Origin of the sequence: Sphaerochaeta pleomorpha str. Grapes (assembly GCF_000236685.1) — a bacterium.
GTDB lineage: Bacteria > Spirochaetota > Spirochaetia > Sphaerochaetales > Sphaerochaetaceae > Sphaerochaeta > Sphaerochaeta pleomorpha.
The window spans coordinates 874,187-898,699 of record NC_016633.1 but is presented as its reverse complement, the minus strand read 5'-3'; the positions used below and the strand labels follow the sequence as shown (position 1 = coordinate 898,699).

24 protein-coding genes are annotated in these 24,513 nt (G+C 46.3%); 15 read left to right on the top strand and 9 right to left on the bottom strand.

What is annotated here, in order from left to right; translation table 11 throughout:
* The first annotated feature begins 46 nt into the window (after window positions 1–46).
* Window positions 47–772, top strand: a complete 726-nt coding sequence (locus SPIGRAPES_RS04125; RefSeq protein ID WP_014269510.1) for a Crp/Fnr family transcriptional regulator — start codon at window positions 47–49, stop codon at window positions 770–772.
* A 7-nt stretch (window positions 773–779) separates the two neighbouring features.
* On the opposite strand, the gene SPIGRAPES_RS04120 is transcribed toward SPIGRAPES_RS04125, so the two are convergent.
* From SPIGRAPES_RS04120 to SPIGRAPES_RS04105, 4 genes are all read right to left on the bottom strand, one after another.
* A complete protein-coding gene (locus SPIGRAPES_RS04120; RefSeq protein ID WP_014269509.1) occupies window positions 780–1,652 on the bottom strand; it encodes a hypothetical protein in 873 nt (290 codons plus the stop codon).
* Between the two features lie 42 nt (window positions 1,653–1,694).
* The gene (locus tag SPIGRAPES_RS04115; RefSeq protein ID WP_014269508.1) at window positions 1,695–2,222 is read right to left on the bottom strand and encodes a permease; all 528 of its coding nucleotides are present in this window, start codon (window positions 2,220–2,222) and stop codon (window positions 1,695–1,697) included.
* Window positions 2,219–2,701 (bottom strand): permease, encoded by a 483-nt coding sequence (locus SPIGRAPES_RS04110; RefSeq protein ID WP_014269507.1) that lies wholly within the window; start codon window positions 2,699–2,701, stop codon window positions 2,219–2,221. Before SPIGRAPES_RS04110 ends, SPIGRAPES_RS04115 begins: the two co-directional genes overlap by 4 nt.
* 157 nt (window positions 2,702–2,858) lie before the next feature.
* Window positions 2,859–3,956 (bottom strand): glycerol dehydrogenase, encoded by a 1,098-nt coding sequence (locus tag SPIGRAPES_RS04105; RefSeq protein ID WP_014269506.1) that lies wholly within the window; start codon window positions 3,954–3,956, stop codon window positions 2,859–2,861.
* 362 nt (window positions 3,957–4,318) lie between these two features.
* Here SPIGRAPES_RS04105 and SPIGRAPES_RS04100 point away from each other — a divergent pair, with 362 nt between their 5' ends.
* From SPIGRAPES_RS04100 to SPIGRAPES_RS04080, 5 genes are all read left to right on the top strand, one after another.
* Window positions 4,319–4,669 carry an ArsR/SmtB family transcription factor gene (locus SPIGRAPES_RS04100; protein ID WP_014269505.1) on the top strand — a complete coding sequence of 117 codons (351 nt, stop codon included), beginning with the start codon at window positions 4,319–4,321 and terminating at the stop codon, window positions 4,667–4,669.
* 4 nt (window positions 4,670–4,673) lie between these two features.
* Window positions 4,674–5,741 (top strand): ACR3 family arsenite efflux transporter, encoded by a 1,068-nt coding sequence (gene arsB, locus SPIGRAPES_RS04095; RefSeq protein ID WP_014269504.1) that lies wholly within the window; start codon window positions 4,674–4,676, stop codon window positions 5,739–5,741.
* Between the two features lie 194 nt (window positions 5,742–5,935).
* Window positions 5,936–6,379, top strand: a complete 444-nt coding sequence (locus SPIGRAPES_RS04090; protein ID WP_014269503.1) for a CBS domain-containing protein — start codon at window positions 5,936–5,938, stop codon at window positions 6,377–6,379.
* A gap of 132 nt (window positions 6,380–6,511) precedes the next feature.
* The gene (locus SPIGRAPES_RS04085) at window positions 6,512–7,699 is read left to right on the top strand and encodes an oxygen-binding di-iron domain-containing protein (RefSeq protein ID WP_014269502.1); all 1,188 of its coding nucleotides are present in this window, start codon (window positions 6,512–6,514) and stop codon (window positions 7,697–7,699) included.
* Between the two features lie 14 nt (window positions 7,700–7,713).
* On the top strand, window positions 7,714–8,919 hold the full coding sequence (locus SPIGRAPES_RS04080) for a DUF438 domain-containing protein (RefSeq protein WP_014269501.1): 1,206 nt from the start codon (window positions 7,714–7,716) through the stop codon (window positions 8,917–8,919).
* Here the strand turns inward: SPIGRAPES_RS04080 and SPIGRAPES_RS04075 are convergent.
* From SPIGRAPES_RS04075 to SPIGRAPES_RS04065, 3 genes are read right to left on the bottom strand one after another with little or no spacing between them, the layout of a single operon-like run.
* Window positions 8,916–9,185: a hypothetical protein gene (locus SPIGRAPES_RS04075; protein ID WP_014269500.1), complete on the bottom strand. Its 270-nt coding sequence runs from the start codon at window positions 9,183–9,185 to the stop codon at window positions 8,916–8,918. The two genes, SPIGRAPES_RS04080 and SPIGRAPES_RS04075, sit on opposite strands and share 4 nt — an antisense overlap.
* A gap of 11 nt (window positions 9,186–9,196) precedes the next feature.
* Window positions 9,197–10,186: a polyprenyl synthetase family protein gene (locus SPIGRAPES_RS04070; RefSeq protein ID WP_014269499.1), complete on the bottom strand. Its 990-nt coding sequence runs from the start codon at window positions 10,184–10,186 to the stop codon at window positions 9,197–9,199.
* Between the two features lie 5 nt (window positions 10,187–10,191).
* The gene (locus SPIGRAPES_RS04065) at window positions 10,192–12,120 is read right to left on the bottom strand and encodes an FAD-dependent oxidoreductase (RefSeq protein ID WP_014269498.1); all 1,929 of its coding nucleotides are present in this window, start codon (window positions 12,118–12,120) and stop codon (window positions 10,192–10,194) included.
* A 421-nt stretch (window positions 12,121–12,541) separates the two neighbouring features.
* On the opposite strand from SPIGRAPES_RS04065, the gene SPIGRAPES_RS04060 reads away from it, so the two are divergent.
* From SPIGRAPES_RS04060 to SPIGRAPES_RS04030, 7 genes are all read left to right on the top strand, one after another.
* Window positions 12,542–13,843, top strand: coding sequence for a major membrane immunogen, membrane-anchored lipoprotein (locus tag SPIGRAPES_RS04060; RefSeq protein WP_014269497.1), 1,302 nt, complete (start codon window positions 12,542–12,544; stop codon window positions 13,841–13,843).
* 81 nt (window positions 13,844–13,924) lie between these two features.
* Window positions 13,925–15,376 (top strand): menaquinone biosynthesis decarboxylase, encoded by a 1,452-nt coding sequence (locus tag SPIGRAPES_RS04055; protein ID WP_014269496.1) that lies wholly within the window; start codon window positions 13,925–13,927, stop codon window positions 15,374–15,376.
* Between the two features lie 3 nt (window positions 15,377–15,379).
* Window positions 15,380–16,243, top strand: coding sequence for a 4-hydroxybenzoate octaprenyltransferase (locus SPIGRAPES_RS04050; protein WP_014269495.1), 864 nt, complete (start codon window positions 15,380–15,382; stop codon window positions 16,241–16,243).
* A complete protein-coding gene (locus tag SPIGRAPES_RS04045; RefSeq protein WP_014269494.1) occupies window positions 16,240–16,809 on the top strand; it encodes a UbiX family flavin prenyltransferase in 570 nt (189 codons plus the stop codon). Before SPIGRAPES_RS04050 ends, SPIGRAPES_RS04045 begins: the two co-directional genes overlap by 4 nt.
* Before the next feature lie 2 nt (window positions 16,810–16,811).
* Window positions 16,812–17,747, top strand: a complete 936-nt coding sequence (locus tag SPIGRAPES_RS04040) for an ABC transporter substrate-binding protein (protein WP_014269493.1) — start codon at window positions 16,812–16,814, stop codon at window positions 17,745–17,747.
* Complete coding sequence (locus SPIGRAPES_RS04035; protein ID WP_014269492.1) at window positions 17,748–18,509, top strand: ABC transporter ATP-binding protein; 762 nt, start codon at window positions 17,748–17,750, stop codon at window positions 18,507–18,509.
* Window positions 18,506–19,246, top strand: coding sequence for an ABC transporter permease (locus tag SPIGRAPES_RS04030; protein WP_014269491.1), 741 nt, complete (start codon window positions 18,506–18,508; stop codon window positions 19,244–19,246). Before SPIGRAPES_RS04035 ends, SPIGRAPES_RS04030 begins: the two co-directional genes overlap by 4 nt.
* 4 nt (window positions 19,247–19,250) lie before the next feature.
* Here the strand turns inward: SPIGRAPES_RS04030 and SPIGRAPES_RS04025 are convergent, their stop codons facing one another.
* Both SPIGRAPES_RS04025 and SPIGRAPES_RS04020 read right to left on the bottom strand, forming a co-directional pair.
* Window positions 19,251–19,661 carry a hypothetical protein gene (locus tag SPIGRAPES_RS04025; protein WP_014269490.1) on the bottom strand — a complete coding sequence of 137 codons (411 nt, stop codon included), beginning with the start codon at window positions 19,659–19,661 and terminating at the stop codon, window positions 19,251–19,253.
* A gap of 82 nt (window positions 19,662–19,743) precedes the next feature.
* Window positions 19,744–20,682, bottom strand: coding sequence for a cation diffusion facilitator family transporter (locus SPIGRAPES_RS04020; RefSeq protein WP_014269489.1), 939 nt, complete (start codon window positions 20,680–20,682; stop codon window positions 19,744–19,746).
* 413 nt (window positions 20,683–21,095) lie between these two features.
* On the opposite strand from SPIGRAPES_RS04020, the gene SPIGRAPES_RS04015 reads away from it, so the two are divergent.
* Window positions 21,096–23,132: a GGDEF domain-containing phosphodiesterase gene (locus SPIGRAPES_RS04015; protein ID WP_014269488.1), complete on the top strand. Its 2,037-nt coding sequence runs from the start codon at window positions 21,096–21,098 to the stop codon at window positions 23,130–23,132.
* 292 nt (window positions 23,133–23,424) lie between these two features.
* Window positions 23,425–24,513: an efflux RND transporter periplasmic adaptor subunit gene (locus tag SPIGRAPES_RS04010; RefSeq protein WP_014269487.1), complete on the top strand. Its 1,089-nt coding sequence runs from the start codon at window positions 23,425–23,427 to the stop codon at window positions 24,511–24,513.

The following is a 24,513-nucleotide window of genomic DNA, read 5'->3' as shown; positions in this document are numbered from 1 at the left end:
AACTCTGTGATTCAAATCACATTGAATACTGTCTGGGAGTCTTTATATGGATACTGATACGACAATCCAGTGCAAGATTTGCAAAAATGAAATGTGCCTCGGCAAAGTGCCCCTTTTTGTGTCACTCAGTCACGACGCCATACAGACTTTGACAGAGGAAATGACCCATAGGACGTATCAGAAGGGCGAGCACCTTGCAAACGAGGGTGACGAACCGCTTGGGTTCACCGTTATCAGGGAGGGGAGTGCCAAGGCCTTCAGGACATCTGCTGATGGAAGGGAGCAAATCCTGTATATCTTCCCGAAAAACGACTATTTTGGGGCAAGATTTTTGTTTACCGAGGAGAAAGTCCCCTATTCGGTGGAGGCCCTGGAGGATTGCAAGGTATGCATTCTTTCCAAGGAACGGTTCAAGAAATTATTGGCAGAGCAAAGCACCATCGCGATGCAGATCATTGGGGCAATGGCAAACAGGATGAGTCGGCTCGAAACCGTGATGCAGAGCATGGGTGGGCGAAATGCCGAGTTGAGAATAGCCTCGATGCTTCTTGAGTTCAAGGATACCTATGGAAAAGATGATTCTGAAGGGGTTGTCATTACCCTTCCGCTCAGCAGGGAAGGCCTGGCCAATTATTTGGGCCTTGCCCGGGAAACGCTGAGCAGGAAGATGGTCCAGCTGGAAGAAGCGGGGCTTATCGAGAACCTTGGGCCAAGGACGGTTAGGCTTGTCGACCTCGATGGACTGCAGGAGCTCTCGGTACTTACCGATTGAATCGGCTTCATCGTATAGACTTGAAAAGGCGAATCGCAAGGTACAGGGAAAAAAGAGCCAGGGCGATGAAGCTTGCAACCTTGGTGATAAACTCAGGTGGAGTGAGCTGGATTCCCTTTGCCATCTGGAAAAGAGTCTGGACCGGCACCATTATGCCTATGAGCGTACAGAGGGTAAGTAACAAAGCGAGTACGACATAGCCGAGGGGGAGTCTTTTTCTCACTAGTATGAGGCAAAGTATTGCCAAGGGGCTGATAATTCCCATATCCAGAACATATGTGATTTCCGTCGTGTAGACTTCAAGCAAGGCTAAGGGGCGACCGGTGGCAAGGGCACTGAGAATATCGGGAAGCCAGGCCAGGATCAAGGCGATGCAGGTAAGCAGGAGGAACGTGTAGATACCCCTGTAGGGGAGTGGCCCTGTTATACTTGCGTGAAGCTCAGGGTAATCGATGCTCACCAAAGAGAGGCCTAGCGAAAACAGACTTGCTGAGAATAAGGCTATGTAGAGGAGCAGCAGGTAATTATAGCTAACTCCAAAACAAAGGCCTGCGCTGTAATAGGTGAAAGAAAAAAGTCCGGAAGCCAAGGCGATCCTGCTTTTCAGACAGTGGCGTTTCTTGTCATAGAGAAGACCCATGGCAAGCAGGGGAACTGCCAGAAACAGCATAGTGGCATCGGAGGCTCGAAAAATGGGGGCTTTGAAGTAGGAGTCATGGCTGTAGAGGCCGTCGCCGTACATCCTGATGAAATCACCATATTGGTTGGTTACCGTATACGAGGTGCCGCCTGTTTTTGAGAACAAGCCGACCGAGCTTGCGGCAATGCAAAAAATAAGTACAAGCAATACGAGTCTGTGCAAGGCTTTTGTGTTTTGCATTTTCCTGTTCATCCTCCGAAAACTTGGTTTGGGAACAATTCTTTATTCAGTTTTTTCATATATTTTTTGTACTTCTTGTTTGGGAATCAAGGCATTGAGCACGTAAGCAATCAGTATAATACCGGGAATGTCGATTAGCAATCGTGTTACTGCAAACCTGGTCCCCAAGGAGGCAGCTTCAAAGAGGAACATAGGGATTTTTGTCGTTGACCAGGCACCGAGGAAAATCAAGATGTTAGAGAATTTCACTCCTTTTTTCATAAAGACTGCAGCTACCGGGAATGCCCCGTAGAGCGGACCTGCCGCTGCAGACCCTATGAAAAGCGCAAGCAAAATCCCTTTCACCCCAGACTTTTCCCCCATGTACTTTACCATGGTTTCCTTGGGCACCCACACATCCAGCAGACCCAAAAGGATAAAAATCGGTGGGATTACCAACAGCATTTCCTTCAATTGGAACAACGTGGTGTCAAATACTTTTTCCCCCAGTTCCCTGTTGAAAAATGAATACGCGATTATTGTCAGGGAAACCAAAAGAAAAGCCTGGTATTTTTTCAAGATTTTTTTCATACCAAGGCCTCCACATAGCCTATGAGGTAGGCAACCAGAAACGAGAAAGCAAAGGCCAGGGTGTTCCTGTAGATTGCCAGACGCTTCCCGAAATACCGGATCTCAACAGGAAGGGTTACGATGCCGACCATCATGAGCGTCGATACGAAGGCGGCGATCTGCATATACCCGGCCCCTCCTTGCAACAACATTGCAGCGGTAGGGAAGGCCACAAAACCCGGGATGAGGGTGAGTGAACCTACAATGGCAGAGAGGATTACTCCCCACCACCCTGACTCTGAACCGATGATTTTTAAGATTGTCTGGGGATTCATGACAGAGAGCAACAGGCTGACAAAAAGTACGACCACCAGAAACTGGGGAAGAATGTTTTCAAAGGATTTCCAGGCTTTTTTCAAGGCCTTTTTTGTTTTTTGCTTGTCTTTGAAAAAGGAAAGGCCAAGCAACAAGGCTGTCACGATATAGAGGATACTGTTCATTATCAAATAACTCGCTTTTGAAGGGTTTGCTACGGTTCTGTATAGCCAGTTTCATTGGGGAAAATCAAGAGACGTGTCATCTTTCCCGCTTGAAGGTACAAAAAAAAGCGGATCCGAAGATTTTTCGGTTCCGCCTTCAATATCCTTACGCTTACATCTACAGGGCGAGGTATTGTCTCCCAAGCAGGTCTGCTGCAAGCAGGGCGTCATAGAGTTGTTCAGGAGTAACATCGCCAACCATATTATGGATTGTTTCGCCTGGAATGCAGGCTTTCTCGGCTGCAATGCGCACACGTGAAACATCGGTGACCCCGACTTCTTCCAACGTGAGGGGAAGTCCCACACTATGGCAGAAGTCCATGACTTCCTTGATCTCTTCCTTCGGGGCATTCTCAATGACCAGCTGAGTGATGGTTCCAAAGGCAACCAATGAACCGTGCATAGTCTTTTCGCATTCGCTCAAAGCGGTAAAACCGTTGTATACCGAGTGGGCAACTGCCAGTCCGCCATTGTCAGCCCCAACGCCGCTGAGGTAGGTATTTGCCTCGACGATAGCTTCAAAAGCCGGGGTTACCAGATGGTTTTCACAGGCTTGTTTTGCCTGGGATCCGCATTTGAGCAAGGTTTTGTAGCACAGCTCGCACAAGGCCATCGCAGAAAGGGTTATCCCGCCGTTTTCAAGGCTCGGGGCATCGGTGCGAACGCAGGCCCGTGCTTCGAAATAGGTTCCCAAGGCATCGCCCATACCGGCAACGAGGAATTTTGCAGGTGCATTGGCGATGATGCGGGTATCGACAATGACTGCCTCGGGGTTGCGTGGGTAGAAAAGATAGGTATCGAACGACCCGTCGTCGTTGTAAATAACCGAAAGCCCGGTACAGGGTGCATCGGTTGCACAGACAGTAGGAATGATGACAACAGGGCGTTTTTCATAGAAAGCGGTTGCCTTGGCAGTGTCGATTGCAGATCCCCCGCCGATTCCTACCACCACTTCGATATTGTCAGCCTGTACGATTTCGCGCATCTTGTTGATTTCTCCGTTGGAGCTGATCCCACCGAAAATCTCAAAGCGTAGGGTGCACGCAGAATTCTCGAAACTTTTTTTCAGGTTTTCCTGACAACTCTTATATCCGCTGTTGCTGCAAATGAAGAGATATGAGGTTCCTAGGTCCTTGGTTTCCTCATAGAAGGAAAGAAGGGCGTCTTTTCCCTGTACATATTTGAGAGGAGCGCGGAAGAGTTTTGTTCGTGCCATTTGCATGCCTGCCTTGCTTTTGTTGTATTGGTATATCGATTCGAAGAGGATGATAGGCTCTCCTAGCTTGTTTTGTCAATAAGGTAATTGTGAATAGAAAAGTACTAAACAAGATATAAAAAAAAAAAAATACATTAAATAATAAGAGAAAGAATATTAAAAAATAAAATACTATATTATAAATGATGATATAATCAAATAAAAATTAGAAATGCATTTAAACTGTGTTTGAATGTAAAACACTTCCCTCTGGGAACAAACGAAAATATACTTTTTTTTATAAAAGTATTCGTCCTTTTCGGTACCTTGTTATATTGATGATATTCAATGATATTGATACTATTCTATATAAGGAGTCGCCCATGCAGCCAGGCTATGCCTCGTATATCCCGTTGTTCAAAGCCCTTTCGGATGAAACACGATTGCAGATCGTCGATATGCTCTCCTGTGGTCCCCTTTGTGCCTGTGATATCCTTGAATCTTTCTCGATAACCCAGCCGACCCTCAGTTACCATATGAACCTTTTGACGTCTTGCAAGCTTGTAAAATCAGAACGCAAGGGGACTTGGATGACCTATTCGCTGAATAGCGAGATGTTCGAGAACTTGGAGGCTTTCCTGAAGCTCATTTGGAAAGACAAAGAAAACTGTATCTGTAAAGAACTCGGCACAAATACTGCCAACTCTTGTAAAAATCCTTGCGTCAAGGAATAAAAGAATGGAAAAAAACGAAAAAGCGAAAGCCGGTACTGCAAAAAGTGGGATAGGGTTCTTTGAACGGTTCCTCTCCGTCTGGGTTCTGCTATGCATGACTGCAGGTGTCATGATCGGGGTGTTTGTCCCCCAGATTCCCTCTTTCCTTGGTCGGTTCGAATATGAAAATGTTTCGATGCCAATTGCAATTCTCATTTGGCTTATGATTTACCCTATGATGCTCAAAGTCGATTTTTCCAGTGTAAAGAAAGTAGGGGAAAATCCCAAAGGATTGGTGATCACCTGGGTAGTAAACTGGCTGGTTAAACCGTTTACGATGTATGCGATTGCCTATTTCTTCTTCTTTGTAGTGTTTCGGAATTTGATAGGTGCCGAGCTTGCCAGGCAATATCTTGCCGGTGCTGTACTGCTCGGTGCCGCACCCTGTACTGCCATGGTGTTCGTATGGAGTTACCTTACCAAGGGGAATGCCGCCTATACGCTTGTCCAGGTTGCTACCAATGACCTTATTATACTGGTTGCCTTTGTCCCGATAGTGGGTTTGTTACTCGGTATCAGCGGGATTGCAATCCCCTGGGCAACCCTATTTTTGTCAGTCGTGCTGTTTGTGGTTATTCCCCTTCTTGCCGGTTGGCTAACGCGAAGCTATGTTACCCGGCGCCACGGTCTGGCCTATTTTGAAAATACGTTTATCCCTAAATTCAGCAACATCACCGTCGCTGGGCTTTTGCTTACCTTGGTGATTATCTTTTCCTTCCAGGGACAGACTATCATTGATAATCCTTTGCATATCCTCCTTATTGCGCTTCCCCTGATACTGCAGACCTTTCTGATTTTTATCATCGCCTACAACTGGGCAAAGGTTTGGAAACTTCCCCATGCTGTAGCAGCCCCCGCTGCGTTGATTGGGGCTTCGAATTTCTTTGAACTGGCAGTGGCAGTCGCAATTTCAGTATTTGGAGTCAATTCTGGCGCAGCGGTAGCTACCGTGGTTGGGGTATTGGTCGAAGTCCCCGTTATGCTCACCCTCGTGAGAATTGCAAACAAGACAAAAAACCGTTTTCCTGCATAAAAGCGTGCATGATACGCCCTTTTGGCCGGCCCAATTTTTTTCAAGAGATCGGGCCAGGCTTTTAGGTCCTTGCAAATTCATTGAGCTCATCCCCCTATCTGGCGTAAATTCCGATTATTTCCTTGCGAATTCGCACGCTGTGAGCTACCCTTTTTATAGGATACAGGTTGTTTTCCAATCATAGGAGGAATTTTATGGCAAATGTACAATCGATTCTTGACCAGAAGGGAAGTAAAGTTTTCAGTATAAAACCCGATGACACACTATCTCATGCACTTTTGCAATTGACCGAACACAAAATCGGTGCCCTGCTCGTGCTTGATGAAAGGGGAGCAATCAAGGGAATTCTGTCTGAACGCGATATTGTCAAACATTTTTCCAGGAAGACCGAACATCTAAATACGGCGGCCATTAAAATTTCCGAGGTCATGACAAAAGGGGTAACCTATGTGAAGCCGCACCAGAGTCTGGAAGATTGCCTTCAGCTCATGACTGCCGGAAGGTTTCGCCACCTTCCCGTCATGGAAGACGACAAGGTCGTAGGCATGATTTCCATCGGCGATGTGGTCAAGGCAGCCCTCGAGGAAAGGGATTTCCAGATAGATCAACTGGAACACTTTATTACCAACCCCTATTAACACAGGGCGGGCAGGTACAGAGTAATTCAACCAAGGGAGGCCCCTTGGTTGAAGGTCTTGTATCAATGGCAATCCTGATTTCAAGTCCTTTCATCTTAGTATTCTTATGTAAAGAACATGGAGGATTAGAGCATGGGGACGAATGTTAAAAACAATGTTACTTGGGTAGGAAAATTAGACTGGGAGCTTGAGTCTTTTCACGGTTCCGATTACTCGATCAAGAATGGATCCAGCCAGAATGCCTATCTGATCCAAGAGGAAAAGACTGTACTCATCGATACTGTATGGGAACCTCATAGTACTGAGTTCATCGATAATCTGAAAAAGGAAATTGATCTTTCTTCCATTGATTGCATCGTGGCAAACCACGGCGAAGTCGATCACAGCGGTTCTCTCCCCGCGTTGCTCAAGGAAATTCCAAATACCCCCATCTATTGTACCGCTAATGCAGTCAAATCACTTACAGGCCAGTATCATAGGGAAGATTGGAACTTCCATGTAGTTAAAACCGGAGATTCTTTAGACATCGGAAACAACAAGAAGCTGGTTTTCGTCGAAATGAAGATGTTGCATTGGCCGGATAGCATGGCCACATACCTTACAGGCGACAACATACTCTTCTCCAATGATGCCTTTGGGCAACATTATGCAGTGGAAGGCCTTTTCAATGACAAGGCCGATACCTGTCTTCTCGATCATGAAGCCATGAAATATTATGCAAACATCCTTACGCCCTTTGCCGCCTTTGCCAAAAGGAAGCTGGTGGAAATACTCTCGCTCAACCTCCCCATCGATATCATTGCCCCGAGCCATGGAGCAATCTGGAGAGAAAATCCTTTGCAGATTGTCGAAAAATACCAGAGATGGTCTGACGCTTACCAGGAAAACCAGGTTACCGTAATCTATGACACTATGTGGAATGGGACGATGGCCTTGGCCCATGCAATCGCCGATGCACTCCAACATACAGACCCCTCCCTTACAGTCAAACTATATAATATCTCCAAGTCAGATAAAAATGAGATCATGACTGAGGTGTTTCGTTCCAAGGCTATAGCGCTGGGGTCCCCCACGGTGGGAGGCAATGTACTTTCCTCGGTCGGTGGCTGGATTTGTTTCTTGGAAGAGTTGCAATTTAAAAACAAAAAAGCAGGGGTTTTTGGTTGTTATGGCTGGTCGGGCGAAGGGAACAAGGTGTTACGGGAAAAACTTGAAAAAGCGGGGTTTTCGGTCGTCGAACCGGAAATAAAATGCAACTGGAATCCTCGGTTGTCGGATTTTGAAAAGGCCAAGGCTTTTGCCGAAGCCCTAGGCCTTTGAAAGGAGCGTACACAGTGAACGCTGAAAAAATGAGAGTGCTCAAAGACATCATTAGGCAGTTGCATGCAGGAGTGTCTGTCGAGGAAGCCAGAAAACTGTTTTTGGAACACTTTTCCGGGGTTGCTGCGGAAGAAATCGCAGAAGCTGAACGTCAACTGATCGAAAAGGGCTTGAAAGTCGAGGAGATCCAGAAACTGTGCGACGTACATGCCTCTGTTTTTGAGGGTTCCGTTGAAAAAAACCAAACAAAAAAGGATGTTTCTACCGTAAAAGGCCATCCTGCCTTTGTGTTCATCAAAGAAAATGAAGGTCTGTTGCAGTTTTTGGAGAAACAAGTCTTTCCTGCAAAAATGGCATATAGCGAACACCCAGATAGTGCCAGCAAGGAAAGACTCGTGGAAGCCGTCAAGGAACTGACGAAGTTGCATGTACACTACCTGAGAAAGGAAAACCTGTTGTTCCCCTATCTTGAGGCTGCGGGGGTGACAGCCCCTCCTAAGGTAATGTGGGGGGTCGATGATGAAATCAGGGGACTTTGGAAAAAGCTGATGATTGGATTTTCCCAAGGCGGCATTGACGAACTTTCGGTACTCGATGAACTAATTGCAAAGATACAGAGCATGGTGACCAAAGAAAATACCATCCTGATGCCGCTCCTTATGGAAAAGCTTGACGAAAAGGCTTGGGTGACCGTCGCAAAGGACAGCCCTGAGATTGGTTTCTGTTTCAACGGAGGCATCGAAGGGGCTTCCCCCTCGGATGCAGTTGCCTGGTATCGTTGGAATGCAAGCCTTGGTGGGGAACCAGAGGAAGTGACAGAAAGAGGGCAGATAGGTTTGCCCAGTGGATCCTTTGCCACAGAAGAACTGGAATGCGTGCTCAATTCCCTTCCTTGTGATATTACCTTTGTAGGCAAGGATGACAAGGTTAGCTATTTCTCAGAGGGAAAGGAGCGGGTGTTTCCCCGCACACGCAGCATTATTGGCAGAGAGGTTGCAAACTGTCACCCCCCAAAGAGTCTCAAGGTAGTCGAAAAACTGATTCAGGAATTCAAGGAAGGGAAAAAAGACGCTGAATCTTTCTGGTTGCAAAGGGGAGGGAAGTTTGTCCTTATCCGTTACTTTGCAGTGAGAAACGCAGAAAAAGAGTACCTGGGAGTCCTTGAAGTGACTGAGGAAATATCTTCGTTGAGAAACCTGGAAGGTGAAAAAACCCTCTAGATAGAGGGTTTTGCTTCCATGCTTTTTTTCATTCGTTGGATGAATTCAATATAGGCATATACCTGGCCTTGGATTTCGGAGTTTTTTATTTCCCCTCTGCCTCCCCAGTCTTGGCCTTCATAGATAGTGAGGTGGTGGAGTTCCCCCTCAATATCGGTGAGGGTCAAATGGTCTTTCTCTGCCCTATGCTGTAAAAATTGTAGCGTAGTTTCAAATGATTCATGGAAGACTACCTCTTCGATAGTAGGTTCCGTTGTATCTTGCATTATGGTAATTCCTATCTCGATCGTATGGATAATTTTTCGAAAAGGGAAGAAAGTTGTTTTTCTACCTTCTCGTGTTGTAACGATTGTATGTCATTTAGCGCTCTGTTTCCATACCTGTCTGCTACAACTTTTGCCTGCTCTACGCCACCGAGACTCAGTACCAGGGAAACGGCCTTTTTGGTCGCAGAAGCCGAAAGAGATTTGTTTTTTGCAAGCAAATCATGGAGAGGACGCTCCAGAGTGCTTTTTTCGTTCTCCGTCTTCAGGGCAAGAATCAAAGGAAGGGTGGGGATCCCACACCTCAGGTCATTGCCGATGGTTTTCCCGAGTTTTGACTCGCTTCCGGTAAAGTCAAGAATGTCATCTTGGATCTGGAAGGCCATTCCCAAAGAATATCCTATGCGATGGCATCTTTTTCTCAGTTCCCTTGGGAGTTTTGCAGTCGAGGAACCGGCATAACAGCTCAAGGCGAATAGCGAGGCTGTCTTTCCAGCGATGCGCTTGAAATATTCCCTTTCAGAGATGAAAAAATTGCCTTGGCCGGCATCTTGGTTCAACTCGCTTTCACACAATCTTACCAAAGCATTGGAAACGACTACATTGTCCATATCCGCTTCTTTACCTGTGAGCAACGACATGGCGCAGGCAAGCAGGTAATCCCCTGCAAGCACTGCTTGTTTTGCCCCGACCTGTGCAAAAACAGTAAGGTTCCCCCTCCGTTTCTGGGCAGAGTCGATTATATCGTCATGGACAAGTGAAGCTAGGTGTATGAATTCAAGTACACTTGCTATACGAACAGCTTGGTTTCGGTCTGTCTCTCCGCTTAGGTTGGAGGTAATGAGAACCAAAGCAGGCCGAAGTAGTTTTCCTTGTGTTTTTACATGTGAATGCAGCACCGGTCGGATAAAGCCCTGGGCTTTATCCACGGTGCTGATAATCAAATCATGTACAAGTTCCAATTCTGTTTGGATATCTTTTTCATCATTCCAGAAATCATTCATATGGCTTAAATAAGATCCTTCTGTTTTGCCATCCGTTTTGCCATCTGCTTTTTGGTGAACTCGGGTTCATCCATGAACAGATAGGTTTTCTTGGCAAGAGGAGTCTTGTTCCAAACCTTTTTCAAATAAGGCATTACCCAGTAATCGAGGCCGAATGCACGACCAGCACCACCAAGCATAACAATGGACACTGCCATATACCAGAGGATTTCCTTTCCTGCCATAGCCCCGATAAGGAACATGATAGACAAGCCAAGGGAAACGATTGCTGCAGGGAAGGTGAAAAGACCTCCGATGAAACACAATCCGATTCCAACCTCAGCCAATACGATCATGAGCTGGAAGAAGTAGGGGAATTGGGCAACAAACGTCGTGTTGATCCAGGTATACAGGGCCAAAGGCTGGGCGATGAGAGGAGGAGCAAACTGGGCAACTGTCTGGGTGACCCCGTCGACTGCGGCAGTGGCGACCTCTGCAACCTGCTCTGAGGCAGCACCGACGGCATCGGCACCTGCTTCCCATACAGTGGCTGCGGTATCCCAATAGACTTTACCGCCAGTAGTATCGGTAAGCCAACCGTCTTTGATTTTCCCGATTCCTTCGATAAGCCACATGACACCGAGGTACATGCGCAAAAACACTACCCAATAGGAAGGGACCCTGTAGGCAGCCATGCCACCGATGAGAGACCGCTTGTTTTTAATCTGGAGGATTTCATGCTTGAAGTAAGTCCAAGCCCCGTTTATACCACAGACGCCTGCCTGGTAGTACATGTTGACCAAGTGTTTGATCATCTGGGCGAAGAACCCGGACATGGAAAATCCACCTGTATGGGAAACTGCATATTTGCCACCAAGGGAAACCATGAATCCATGGAAATTCGATTTGAACGGCTTTACGGGTTTTGTCTTCAGGCCCAATTCTTCATATATTGTATGGATAATGCCTTCGGCAGCGGTAGCAGCTGTCTGTTCGGCAGCCTCGACAATCTGAGGAACGGGGTTATTGTCTTCAAGGTACCAGAGTCCGTCACCTGCAAGGTAGACATTTTTATGGTCTGGACACTGCATGAAAGCGGAAACCTGCATTCTTCCACGCTTGCCTTCCGTAATAGGGAGGTTCGCACAGAAATCAGAACCCTTGATACCACAGGTCCAGATTAAGGTCTTGGTCTTGAACACCGTACCGTCTTTGGTGGTGAAACCATCGGCATCGACATTGACAATCAAAGAATTGAGGAGGATTTTGACACCCTTTTTCTGCATATATTTGACGGCTTTTGCCCTGGGTTTCTCGGGCAACATGTTCAAAATACTTCCCAAGGCCTCTGCGTTGATGAGGTTTACCTCAGAATAGTCCACACCGTATTTTTTGCAGAGCAAGGGTAACCATTCAATCAGTTCCCCGACAAGTTCAACACCGGTAAATCCACCGCCGGCAACCACGAAGGTCAACAGCTGGGCTCGCTTTTCCTTGTTAGGTTCGAAGGATGCTTCCTTGACCATCTGCTCAACATGAGTGCGGATCCTCAAAGCGTCTTCAAGGCTCCACAGGTAAAAGGCATGGTCTTTGACGCCGGGGATTCTGAAGTCTGTAGCTTCGGCTCCGGTGGAAATAATCAGCTGGTCATAAGCATAGACATTGCGTTTTCCCTTGAGCTTTTGGCCTTCGAAGTCTATGGATTCAATTTCATCCTGGACAACCGTTACCATCTTCCCTGCAAAAATCCGTTCATAGGAGATCTTGACAGATTCTTCATCGACGCGGTTTCCTGCAACTTCATGCAATTCAGTCATCAGTATATGATGTCTGTTTCTGTCAATGAGGATGATTTCTACTTTGTCCTGCATTTTCTTGAAGGCTTTGTGAAGTTTTTTTGCTGCATGGACCCCAGCATAACCTCCGCCCAGTATCACAATACGCTTTTTTTCCATAATCCTTTTCCTTTATATCGTGCCTGAGGGAAGTCTTTGGTATGACTATACCTTGGTATCCCTTTGAAAGTGAGGCAAAAAGATATTTATTCGTTGTTCTATAAAAATCTTACAAAGTGCCTGAAACACACCTGCAACCAATGTCCGAAAATTAGTCTAGCATAAAACTAGGAAATAATACAATTCGAATGTTCTGAGTTATCGATAAAAAGTTATTTTTTCAGAAGAATATGTTTCTTGGAGCGAATTTCCCAAATATTGATACAGCAAGGGTGGGGGAATCGAAGGGATATGGAACACCTGATTCGAGATTTGTTTGTTGCCGGTTTCCCGAATAACTTGCGACTTGCATATTGTACCGGAACAAAACTTGCGTTTATACTGAGGCTAAGTTACCGATATTTTAGGAGTGATTAGAATTATGAAAAGGAATTCTTTGCTTACCTGTTTGGTCTTGCTTTCTTCCGTTGCTTTGCTGGTCACAGGCTGTTCGAAGGAAGCTGTTAAGTCAGAAACGGAAGCCGCTGAGACCGTAGTTAAACAAGTTGTTGCAGCCCCTGTGCCTGCCAAGCAGGCAGAACCTGCCAAATATGCCGATGGTATATATTTCGCAATGGATGACGCTTTTGCCTCTTCAGGGTGGAAGGAAACCGCTACTGTTACCGTACAGGGCGGGAAAATTGTCTCCGCAGATTGGAACGGGGTCAATAGTAACGGTGGTGCCGATAAAAAGACGTTTGACAAGGCTGGAAAATACAATATGGTCAAGTTTGGCAATGCCCAGGCTGACTGGTCTGTACAGGCTGCCAAAGCCGAGGCCTATTTGGTTTCCACCCAGGACCCTGCCAAGATTACCTACAAGGACAATGAAGGCCATACCGACGACATTGCCGGGGTTTCTGTGCATGTAAGTGCATTTTTCAACCTTGCCGCGAAAGCTCTCAGTGCAGGTCCTGTCGGCCGTGGGCCCCTGGCCGACGGAGTTTATTTTGCAATCGATGAAGCATATGCTTCCTCAGGCTGGAAAGACTATGTTTCACTCACTGTTATCAATGGCCGCATAGCCGGTGCCGATTGGAGTGGTGTGAACATGGCCAACCAGGATAAGAAGGCTTTCGATAAAGCCGGAAACTATAACATGGTCAAATTCGGTGGAGCCCAGGCTGACTGGTACGTTCAGGCCGAGAAAGCCGAAGCCTATCTCATTGCAAACCAGGATTTTGCCAAGCTTTCCTATTCTGACAATGAAGGTCATACCGATGACATTGCAGGGGTGTCCGTGCATGTAGGCGGGTTTGCCAACCTTGTCGGGAAAGCCCTCGCAGCCGGTCCTGTTGCCATCGGTTCCTACGCCGATGGAACCTACTTTGCCAGTGAGGACGCTTTTGGCTCAACCGGCTGGAAAGAGACTGTATCCCTGTTTGTGAGCAATGGCAGAATTGTCAATGTTAACTGGAGTGGAGTAAACGAGAATGGTGATGACAAGAAAGCCTATTCTGCCGATGGTTCTTATGGCATGGTTGCAATTGGCAAGGCAAGCGCTGAATGGCATGTCCAGGCAGCTGCTGTCGAGAATTATCTACTGTCCACCCAGGATCCTGCAAAGATTTCCTACAAGGACAGTGAAGGCCATACCGATGATATCGGTGGTGCCTCAATTCATGTTTCAAGCTTCTTCACCCTTGTTAACAAGGCTCTTGCTGCTGGTGTAGTAAAGAAATAACCTCTAAATGATAGTAAAAATGTCTTGGGTGGCCAACTTGCTATCCAAGACATTTTTTTTGAATTGTGGTACTTATTGATTATGGCATACAAAGACATACAGGATTTTATACAGAGACTGGAAGCAGAAGGGGAACTGTGCAGAATTACACAGGAGGTCGACCCCTATCTTGAAATAACGGAAATTACTGACCGTGTCAGTAAGGCAGGGGGACCTGCTTTGCTATTCGAACGGGTAAAAGGATCAGAGTACCCGGTTTTGATGAATGCCATGGGGTCGTATAAACGTATGGCCATGGCATTGGGGGTTGGAAACCTTGAAGAGAAGCAAAAGGAAATTGATGATTTGATCAAATGGGGATTCAGTCAGGCAAAGAGTATTGATATTGCCTCGATTATCCCCAAATTATCGATATTCCGATCTTTCTTTCCCAAAAAAGTCAGAAAAGCTGCGTGCCAGGAAGTGATTGATCACAATCCCGATCTTTCAAAACTGCCTGTGCTGACCTGCTGGCCCCAGGATGGGGGACCTTTCTTTACCTTGCCTCTGGTCTTCACCCGCGACCCAGAAACAGGTGTTTCCAATTTGGGTATGTACCGGATGCAAGTGTTTGATAAAAACACCACCGGGATGCATTGGCATATCCATAAGGACGGATCCCATTTTTATCAGAAGTATAAAGAGCGAAACGAAATGATGCCAGTTGCGGTGGCGCTTGGTTGCGACCCTGCCATAACCTATGCTGCAACAGCCCCTCTTCCCGAGGGAATCTATGAGATTCTCTTTGCAGGTTTTTTACGGGGAAAACCGGTAGATATGGTCGATTGTGTCACCATCCTCCTACAAGTGCCTGCAGATGCCGAGTTTGTGCTCGAAGGATATGTTGATCCTCAGGAAAAACTGCATACAGAAGGTCCCTTTGGTGATCATACAGGCTATTACTCGCTGCAAGGGGAATATCCTGTGTTCCATGTCCAATGTATTACCCATAAGAAGAAACCTATCTATCCTGCAACGGTGGTTGGTAAACCGCCGATGGAGGATTGTTTTATGGCAAAGGCCACTGAACGGTTGTTCCTTCCGCTCCTTCAATTGGTAATCCCTGAGATTGTAGACCTTGAATTGCCGCTTTCCGGGGTATTCCACAACTGTGCGATTGTTTCGATCAAAAAGCGATTCCCTGGCCAGGTCAAGAAAGTGATGTACGCCCTCTGGGGGCTAGGACAAATGATGTATACCAAAATGATCATTGTCGTAGACGCTGATGTCGATGTCCATGACCTCTCAACGGTAATGTGGAAAGTCTTCAACAATATCGATGGGAAGCGTGATGTCGTGTTCTCGGAAGGTCCCCTTGATGCCCTTGACCATGCTTCGCCTCTTCCCCTGCAAGGAACCAGATTGGGGATCGATGCAACCAAGAAGACCCCCCTCGATGGACATACCCGGCTTTGGCCTGATGATATCGTCATGGATAGTGCAGTAGTCCGCCATGTCGACGAAATCTGGGATCAACTGGGGATCGAGGTATAAAGATTGAAAAAGGATAGTATAAAACCTTTGAAGATTGCCCAGGCAGTTATGATCCAGCATACCTTGTTCTCGCTTCCCTTTGCTGCCTCTGCACTGTTGCTGGAAACCGGAGGGGTAATCCCAAGCCAGAAATTGTTGTGGATTTTCCTTGCGATCATCGGGGCAAGAAACGGTGCCAATGCCCTCAATAGGTTGGTGGACCATTCTCTCGATGCCAAAAATCCAAGGACTGCGGGAAGGCACCTTCCTTCAAGTCGTCTTACACGCTTTGACCTTTGGGTCTTTGCCCTTGCCTGTATCCTGCTTTTGGTCGGTTCGACCTGTATGCTCAACTGGTTGTGTGTCGCTTTGCTACCGGTAGCCCTGGCAATGGTTTTTACCTATTCCTATACCAAGCGGTTTACCTATCTTTGTCATTATTTTCTCGGGGCCACGGTTGCCATCGCCCCCATGGGGACGTTGTTGGCGTTAAACGGAGCGTTTGCCTTCAGGTATTTTATCGTGTCTGCGGCGGTTGCCACTTGGGTTGCAGGATTTGACATCATCTATGCCACGCAGGATATAGACTTTGACCGTGAGCAGGGCTTGCATTCGATCCCTGCAAGGTTTGGTGCGAAAAAAGCATTGTATATTGCTGCTTTTTCCCATCTGGTTTCATTTGTCCTCTTAGTGCTCTGGGGGTCTTTCTACCAGGTAGGTTTTTGGTATTATGGTGGATGCCTGGCAGTGGGCAGCCTGTTGTTTGTAGAAAATGCCTTGGTTGCCCCAGGTACATTGAAACATGTGACTACTGCAGCTTACCATATCAATGAAATTGTCAGTGTATTGTTTCTTACATTCGTAGCTTTGGAGGTATACCTGCCATGAAACAGATTGTTGTCGCTATTACCGGGGCCACCGGTTCCGTATATGCTTTGCATCTGTTACAGAGGCTAGGGCAGAACCAAGAGGTGTTTGTGCATCTGGTAGTATCTCTTTGGGGTGAAAGGGTAATGGTTGAGGAAACCGGTAAGACACTAGCAGAATGGCTTGCCTTTCTGCCAGGGGACAGGATCAGATTGCATAACCATGGGGACTTGGCTTCTCCCCTTGCAAGCGGTTCGTTCCCTATCGATGCAATGGTCGTTATTCCCTGCACGATGGGTACGCTTGGTTCCCTTGCCTGCGGTCTTTCCTCAAACCTGATCGAGCGAGCCGCCAGTGTAGCCCTGAAGGAAAAGCGACCCCTTGTCCTGGTTGCAAGGGAAACCCCTTTGTCTTCCATCCATCTGCAGAACATGTTGACCTTGAGCAATGCAGGGGCGATGATACTTCCCCCTGTCCCTACGTTTTATTGCCACCCAAAAACGGTGGATGACATTATAGATTCTACAGTTGACAGGGTATTGGATTCCCTGCATCTTGCCGATACGAATACCAAACGATGGAGTTGAAGATGAAAGGGAAAAAGAGTAGTTTGCTTATGGTTTTTCTGCTGGTTGTCGCATGCAGTCTGTTTGCCCAGCCAAATGCAGAAATACAAACAATACGGATTGGAATCATGCCCGATGTCGATTCCCTTCCCTTTATGCTCGCTTCCTGGCAGAACCTGTTCGAGAAACAGGGGGTGTCTGTTGAACTGGTCAAATTTCAGAGCCCTGTCGAACGTGATGCCGCGTTCCAGGCAGGAAAGATAGACGGAATGGTGGGCGATACCCTCGGTGCTTTGTTTCTTGAGCAGGCTGGGTTTGACATTTCAATACTCTCTGTAACCAATGGCCGTTATGGTATAGCAGCCTCCCCAAATGGGGCTATTACCAGTCTCAACGAGCTTGCTGGAAAGGAAATAGCAGTCAGTAGCAACACGATTATCGAATATCTGGCTGATTCCCTGGTTCTTTCGACCGGGGTCGCTGAAGCAGATTTGAAACTTATTGCAGTTCCCAAAATCCCAGTGCGGATGGAGTTGTTGCTCAATGGGCAGATTCCTGCAGCCTGCCTTCCGGAGCCTCTCTATACATTGGTAGTTACAAAAGGTGCAAAAGCATTGGGTGACAGTACCTCGTTGCCCGATGCCCCGGGGGTGATGATTTTTGCCTCGTCGTTTTCCGATAAAAACCGTAGCACCCTGACAAAGGTTTTCAAAGCCTATTGGGAAGCAGGCCAGCTTATCAATGCGAACCCCGATGGATATCGTACTTTTTTGGTGGAGCAGGCAGGTTTTCCCCAACCAGTCGGACCGGTTTTTTCCTTTGTTACCTATGAAAAGCCCCGTGTTCCTACACCCTCACAGGTACAGAAAGTTGTCGACTGGATGCATGGTAGGCAGCTTTTAGATGCAGAACCCTCCTATGGGGATCTGGTCGACCCGCTTGTTGTACAGGCTTTGTAAATGGTTGAAATCAGGGACGTATCCTTTTCCTATCGCCAGGGGAAGAGCTCAGTCAACTTATTTTCCTCTTGCACCCATACCTTTGAAAAAGGGCAGGTCCATGCCATAATCGGCCATTCCGGTTGTGGCAAGACCACATTGCTCTATCTGCTTTCGGGTTTGTTACAGCCTGAGGCGGGCTCGTTGTCTTTTGATGGCAACGACCTATTGGATAGGCAAAGTAACAGGGCAATCATCCTCCAGGACTTTGGATTGCTTCCCTGGAAACGGGTATATGACAATATTGCCCTCGGCCTCCGCTTGAAACAAGTACCGCAGGAACTGATTGCAGAAAAAGTGATGCGGATAATGGGAGAGATTGGCATAGCATCGTTGTCACGTTCCTTTCCTACGCAACTGTCAGGAGGAGAGAAGCAACGGTGTGCCATCGCCCGTGCAGTGGTTACGGAACCTGACCTCCTCTTGATGGATGAACCCTTTTCTGCTCTTGATGCCATGAATAGGGAAAATATGCAGGAATTGTTGCTCAAAATCCAGAGACGTCACGGGATGACGTGCATTATGGTAACCCATAGCATTGAAGAGGCTGTGTATCTCAGTGATTCCATCCATGTAATGGAACGGGATAAACAAGGTTCCTCGGTATTCCTTCCGACAATCGAAAACAATCACCAGAAAAGGGATGACTACCGTAAGAGCCCCTCCTATTTTGAGACTTGTGTCCAGCTTCGGAAATTGCTTGAAAGGGGGAATGCCCAATGAAGAAGGCAGGATTCTTGCTTATAGCATCGTGGTATGCCCTGGCCTTTTTGGCAGGGAAGCCCTTTCTTCCCTATCCCCATGCCGTGGCTTCTCATACGGTGCTTGCGCTTTTACAGGGGTCTTTGGTAAGACATCTGGGAATATCGACCTACAGGATTTTCATTGCACTCATTACAGCAACTGTTCTGGCAACCTGGCTGGGCCTCGCAGCTGGCAGGAGCCGAAAAACCGACAAAATGCTTACGCCTTTTGCCTATATCCTCTACCCGATACCAAAGGTTGCTTTATTGCCGGTAATCATGTTGTTTTTGGGGCTTGGAAACCTATCCAAGGTATTTCTCATTGGTTTGATAATATTTTTCCAGCTGTATTTTGTCATAAGGGATGCAGCTCAGGCCGTAGATGAGCGTTATGTCGATTCTGTACGCAGCCTTGGTGCTTCCCGGTTTGCCATTTTGGTACATGTCATACTTCCTTCCGTGTTACCTTCGCTGTTTACTGCACTGAGGGTTTCTACCGGTACTGCAACAGCCGTTTTATTCTTGGCCGAAACCTTTGCAACGACAACTGGATTGGGGTGGTATATTATGGACAGCTGGGCAAGGATGGACTATCTGGATATGTATGCAGGCATGGTATGCCTGAGCCTCTTGGCAACTGGGTTCTTCGCCCTGTTTTCCTTTTTGGACAGACATCTCTGTCCCTGGATGCATCTGAGGGACAGAGAATCCTCTTGATAAATCAGAAAGCCAGTATAAGGTGGCTGAGTATTGAGAGAAGCAGGATGACAGCGATGGAACGGTGGATCAGCAACCAGCCTTTCCCCTTGTTCTTTGTCAAAAACCCGTAGAGGCCCAAAAGGACTTGAAGCACCATGACCCCTGCAGCTACAACACCTGTCATGCTGATACCATACTGGTTGAACTGGATAAAGAAATGGGTCAAAAGGAATACAACTGTCAGAAGACCAAAGAGTTTATGGTTCCGTATGACAATTTTCATGCATTTCTTGAAAACCGAGTAGCCTTTTTCATGGGTTTTCATGCTAGCGCCATACCGTTTGTTTACCCATTTGACAATATAATTCAGCACGGTCAAACCATACAATACGATGATAAGAAATCCGAAAAAGCCTCCGAGTTCCTGTCCCATTTTTTATCTCCCTGAAAAGTAATTCTTTAGGGAGATACTATCACAGATGGAAGAGTCAAGAATGGTTTTTCGGCAAAAACCTTCAAGAAGTACGTCCTGAGATAGCAGAAGGCAAGGAAAGGGGAATCCAGCTTGAATCGATGGTGAAGACAATATCGGCTTCGCTCCAGGAGCAATAGTGTTGTAAATCTGAGAGGATATCTTTCCTGATCATGTCCAGTTGCTTCAAAGGCATCTCTTTTTTCAAAAAGATATAGGCTGTGATGGAAAGATTCCTTCCTTGTTTTGCAGCAAAGATTTCATTCTTGAGGAAATCATTTTTCTTGACATGCTTACTGACGATTTTTTTGAGATTCTTTTGGATTTTCTCAGGGGGTGCACCTCCGAGTAACTCGCGGGTGTTATCTCTCAATTGACTGCTGAGTACCGGTGAGAGCGCAAGGACGAAGACTATGGTTATAATCGGGTCAATATAGTAGGCGAGTGATAGATGACCGGTCCTCTGTGCAACGCCTATGCCGATAATGGCCAGAACGGAAGCTGAGCTGATTGCAGAGTCCAGAAACCAGGAGCGGGCCTCTGCTTTTAAAACCGGGGAATGCAGGTTCTTTGCAAAACGGGAGAGAATCTGCCACACAATAAGGCAAACTACCAAAGAAACAAGCGAGAAAGAGAGGGCTAAGGAGGTATCGATTAGGTAGCCTTCCTTGAGAGCGGAGCCCAGGGCCCCGAAGGCGAGGGAAAAATTCATAGTCAAAAGCACAACTGAGCGGATGACAATAAAAAAAGGCTCAAAGGCGCTATACCCGAATTGAAAGCGCTCATCGTCTTTCCGAAACAAAAGGGTAACAATAATGCCTGAGGTCAAGATGAAGAGGCTTTGTACCAAAGAATACATGCCATCGAAAAACATTGATTTCGAATGTGCCCTATGTGCTGCGACAATACCCAAAATGCCAAAGGCCAGGCAAATTATGGTAGTCACCCGTAAAAGTGTCAGTTCTGTATTTTTTTTACTCATATCCTGTCTTAGAATGCAGTGGGAATAGCTTCCCAATAGGGGAGAATAAGATGGCTTCTCCCTGTCTTCCGTCTTGAGACGGTGAAGTGCAAAAGGCACTTTCGGTGACAAAATGCATTGTGATTTAGTCCGATTATACCATAGAAATGGCTGTAAGACAACCATCACCGGAACAGAGCTCGTTTCCCTGTAGCGCCTTATCATAAATTCACTGCTTTAAGAGACGTAGTATGCACAACATATTTGAAAATATGCAGTATTTCAGGTGAAATTCCATGATTTCATATATTTTTTTGAATTATCTTGGACATATGCATGTATTATGCTAAAAGACTAGTAATGTAGGTCATTTCGGAGGGAAACGAAATCTCTTGCAGGTCTAGATCAATTTTACACAAAAGAGGGCTTCAAAGATGAATCGAAAAGCCGTTGCACCGGCAATTCTCCTCATAGTTGACGAACCGGATACTAAGCAGAAAGTTTTTGTTGATAAGCTTTCAGACTTCTACGGTATTGTTGTAACTTCTACCCGTGACGAAACGGTATTGAAAAGTGGGCGAGGATATCTATCAGTATTCCTGGCTGATTTGCTTTCTCCCACGGGGTATCAAACGTTAGCGCTACCAATGGATGCCCGTTATATCCTGGTAGTCGTGAGTGAACCTAATGAAACACGTTTCAGCGATAGGTCACTGCTACCGGAAGATTCGGCTGGAAAGGGACTTGCCTGCAATTCTCTTACAAAAGATTTGGTTCGTTGGGATAGTCAACAACAGAAAACGTATGGAAATGTGGGTTTGTTGCTGGAAAAAACAGTAGCAACCTCTGAATGCCATGTATTTTCTGCCCTCTTTACCTATTTCCCCCATAGTCTTCGCCTCCTTTCGGCTCAGAGTGGACTTCTCTCGTTTTTGCAGGCTTCCTCGGTACAGGAATTGCAAAGCAGCCTCCCAAATTTTTTGCACCTGCTGAATGAAAAGGCCTGTGTTTATTTTGAGGCTTCCCTTGCAAAGGCCAAAATCCTGCAAAAAAAAGTTTTGTTCAGTTTTATGGTTCATAAACCAGATATTCCAGGTTTTGCACAACTGCAGTTGGCTTTTACCCCCATGCCTTATCCATCTCCCTCGGGTACCGAATATTTGATGGAATGTACTGTCTTCCAATGGAAAACACCTATCCGGCATAGTAGCAATGCAAGGGGACGCTTCGCTATTCCCAATAGGGAAGCGTTTTATGACAATGCGAGGGCCTTGCTTTTCAAGGAAAAGGAAAGCCATTTCTTATATGTCCGTTGGCAAATCCTTCAATTTCAACAGTATATCGAGCACTACGGACGGGTGAAAGGAGAGCATCTGCTTCTCCACTGTGCAATGTTTTTAGATCAATGGCTTGCAAAAATAGGTACATTTGGACATCTGTATTCCGACCATTTCGCCTTTGTCCTCAGTGAAAAGGATTTTGACCCTGCGGTATTCCTTCAGGAGTCGAATAGGGCCTTGGGATTTTCAAATCAGTATCTTGATTTGCCTACTGCCTTGGGCATAGCTAGAGTCAGTGATGATTCAATACCCCTTGACCGTATCAATAAGATGGCAAAACTTGCGTTGTATAGTGCGACAAATGGACATTCCGAACAAAATTTTGCATTTTTTGAAATAAAAAAAGGGGAGGAAAGCTTACGGAACCAACGATTGTCAGAAGAAATACCCTCGGCGCTTAAAACGCTTCAGATCGGTATGCATCTGCAACCGGTATTCAACCTAAAGGAACAGAAGTTTGTTTCAGCAGAGGCTTTGGCCCGTTGGAATCATCCTACGCTAGGTTTGCTTAGTCCGAAGGTATTTATTCCCCTCTTCGAAAAAAGGAAAATGATACTGGAACTTGATCTTAGTATTCTGGAATCTGTCTGTGTCTTGCAACAGTCTTTGGTAGAATCGGGAATCGAACCGTTGCCTATTTCGGTCAATCTTTCACAGCTTGATTTCTATGACAGCACGCTTTTTGAGACCATCCTTACAATAGTGGACAACCATTTTCTTTCACATGAGCTTATTTGCTTTGAAATTACCGAAAGCACCTCTATGGATGATCCGAAACAATTATTGAAGACTCTGGAATTGCTCAGGGCTCAAGGCTTCATTCTTCTGCTTGATGATTATGGTTCCGGGTATTCCTCTTTGCGTTTACTGACGAGTTCTCCTATAGATATTCTGAAAATCGATATGGAATTCACCCAGCAGATAGGAACTTCTTCAAGGGTGGAGACTGCATTGCAGAATATTGTGACAATGGCAAAAAACCTTGGCGTAGGGATGATTGCAGAAGGGGTGGAAAACAAAGCACAGGCTGATTTTTTCCAATCGATCGGATGTAACCAGATACAGGGGTATCTTTACTCAAAACCCCTGCCAGTCCAAGCGTATCGACTGTTTTTACAGACGATGAAATAATCTTTGCCCGTAGGTGACAACCAGGAAATTCTGTGCAAGGATTTTTCGCATCGATGTAATGGTGATTTTCCCAATTGGGTGGTTTTTCACATTGAAAAACCATCTATACTCATCAAATCGCTACGTAATTCTTTATTATTACACAATCATTCTATTTCTCCTTGCCCTTTTCATATCCGTACGATTACACTTATTTATAGTAAGGTTATAGCATCTTCTTCTGAAAAAGTTTGTCTTTTAGTGTAAGAATATGTATTAATGAATACCATTGGTATCGATATACGGAGAATATATGAGAGCAATTCATACATGGACTTTGTTGATTGTGTTAGCCGGTTTGTTATTACTGGGAATTTCCTGTACCAAGGAAGAATCCTCTCAGGTCTCTTATGATGAAATAGCGGCCGCTACGGATTACACCCAAGTGGTTTCAAAAGCTGTGGAGATTGTACGATCTCCGCTGAGGGACCGGGTAGTAGGGAGTGGGACCATCCAAGCTCGCGAAGAGGCGGTGGTAAAGGCTCTGGGTAGTGGGGTTATCAAGACAATTGATTTTACGCTCGGGATGAAATTGGAAAAGGGACAGGTGTTGTTGACCTTGGATGATACCATTGCTTCCCTTAGCTTGAGCCAATTGACCAAGCAATATGAAAACAGCCTGAAAGAGTTGCAGGCAAACCAGAAACTCTATGACCGCGGGGCGATTTCCCTGGTTCAGCTTGAAGGGGCAAAGGCTAATTACGATGGAATCAAAGCCCAGCTTCAGAAGGCCTCTGACTCTTTGGGGTATACCAAGGTTTTTACACCGCTTGCTGGAAGTGTTGCCGAAAGGAACCCCCAACTTGTAGTGGGTGATTTTTTACAGACCGGGCAACAGATTGCACGGATTGTAAATCTTGACCATCTGCGCATTACCCTTGCAGTTGGGCAGTCCCAGCTGTTTCTTGTACATGAAGGGGCAAAGGCTTTTATAACGATTAAGACCCCTACCGAGACAATCGAGGCAGAAGGTGTTGTCTCCGCAATAAGTGCGGCAAGCAATACCCAGACAGGCAGCTGGGCGGTTTTGATAGATTTTGATAATCCAAGGCCTGAGCTTATTCGTGCAGGATTGTCTGCAAATGTCACGATACTCAATGAAAAGGCTCCTCTTTACAACCTGGTTCCCAATTCAGCAATGGTCTATCGTGATAACAGTACCTTTATCTATTTGGTAGATGGTACGAATGCAAAAAAAATTGAGGTACAGGTTGTTGACCAATATGGCGACAATACCGCAGTGGAAAGCGTTGACCCTTCCCTGGATTTGGTCGGTAGGCGTGTTCTGGTCAGTGGTTTGACCAGGATTCTCGATGGAGACCCTGTCGTAACCCAGTACTGA

Excerpts from the sequence above, each read along its gene's own strand:
- SPIGRAPES_RS04065 (WP_014269498.1), bottom strand. The coding sequence starts at position 12,120 with ATGGAAAAAAAGCGTATTGTGATACTGGGCGGAGGTTATGCTGGGGTC.
- SPIGRAPES_RS04115 (WP_014269508.1), bottom strand. The coding sequence starts at position 2,222 with ATGAAAAAAATCTTGAAAAAATACCAGGCTTTTCTTTTGGTTTCCCTG.
- SPIGRAPES_RS04070 (WP_014269499.1), bottom strand. The coding sequence starts at position 10,186 with ATGAATGATTTCTGGAATGATGAAAAAGATATCCAAACAGAATTGGAA.
- SPIGRAPES_RS04045 (WP_014269494.1), top strand. The coding sequence starts at position 16,240 with ATGAAACAGATTGTTGTCGCTATTACCGGGGCCACCGGTTCCGTATAT.
- SPIGRAPES_RS04010 (WP_014269487.1), top strand. The coding sequence starts at position 23,425 with ATGAGAGCAATTCATACATGGACTTTGTTGATTGTGTTAGCCGGTTTG.
- SPIGRAPES_RS04075 (WP_014269500.1), bottom strand. The coding sequence starts at position 9,185 with ATGCAAGATACAACGGAACCTACTATCGAAGAGGTAGTCTTCCATGAA.
- SPIGRAPES_RS04105 (WP_014269506.1), bottom strand. The coding sequence starts at position 3,956 with ATGGCACGAACAAAACTCTTCCGCGCTCCTCTCAAATATGTACAGGGA.
- SPIGRAPES_RS04085 (WP_014269502.1), top strand. The coding sequence starts at position 6,512 with ATGGGGACGAATGTTAAAAACAATGTTACTTGGGTAGGAAAATTAGAC.
- SPIGRAPES_RS04110 (WP_014269507.1), bottom strand. The coding sequence starts at position 2,701 with ATGAACAGTATCCTCTATATCGTGACAGCCTTGTTGCTTGGCCTTTCC.
- SPIGRAPES_RS04035 (WP_014269492.1), top strand. The coding sequence starts at position 17,748 with ATGGTTGAAATCAGGGACGTATCCTTTTCCTATCGCCAGGGGAAGAGC.
- SPIGRAPES_RS04020 (WP_014269489.1), bottom strand. The coding sequence starts at position 20,682 with ATGAGTAAAAAAAATACAGAACTGACACTTTTACGGGTGACTACCATA.
- SPIGRAPES_RS04030 (WP_014269491.1), top strand. The coding sequence starts at position 18,506 with ATGAAGAAGGCAGGATTCTTGCTTATAGCATCGTGGTATGCCCTGGCC.
- SPIGRAPES_RS04120 (WP_014269509.1), bottom strand. The coding sequence starts at position 1,652 with ATGCAAAACACAAAAGCCTTGCACAGACTCGTATTGCTTGTACTTATT.
- SPIGRAPES_RS04055 (WP_014269496.1), top strand. The coding sequence starts at position 13,925 with ATGGCATACAAAGACATACAGGATTTTATACAGAGACTGGAAGCAGAA.
- SPIGRAPES_RS04100 (WP_014269505.1), top strand. The coding sequence starts at position 4,319 with ATGCAGCCAGGCTATGCCTCGTATATCCCGTTGTTCAAAGCCCTTTCG.
- SPIGRAPES_RS04125 (WP_014269510.1), top strand. The coding sequence starts at position 47 with ATGGATACTGATACGACAATCCAGTGCAAGATTTGCAAAAATGAAATG.
- SPIGRAPES_RS04015 (WP_014269488.1), top strand. The coding sequence starts at position 21,096 with ATGAATCGAAAAGCCGTTGCACCGGCAATTCTCCTCATAGTTGACGAA.
- SPIGRAPES_RS04090 (WP_014269503.1), top strand. The coding sequence starts at position 5,936 with ATGGCAAATGTACAATCGATTCTTGACCAGAAGGGAAGTAAAGTTTTC.
- SPIGRAPES_RS04025 (WP_014269490.1), bottom strand. The coding sequence starts at position 19,661 with ATGGGACAGGAACTCGGAGGCTTTTTCGGATTTCTTATCATCGTATTG.
- SPIGRAPES_RS04040 (WP_014269493.1), top strand. The coding sequence starts at position 16,812 with ATGAAAGGGAAAAAGAGTAGTTTGCTTATGGTTTTTCTGCTGGTTGTC.
- arsB (WP_014269504.1), top strand. The coding sequence starts at position 4,674 with ATGGAAAAAAACGAAAAAGCGAAAGCCGGTACTGCAAAAAGTGGGATA.
- SPIGRAPES_RS04060 (WP_014269497.1), top strand. The coding sequence starts at position 12,542 with ATGAAAAGGAATTCTTTGCTTACCTGTTTGGTCTTGCTTTCTTCCGTT.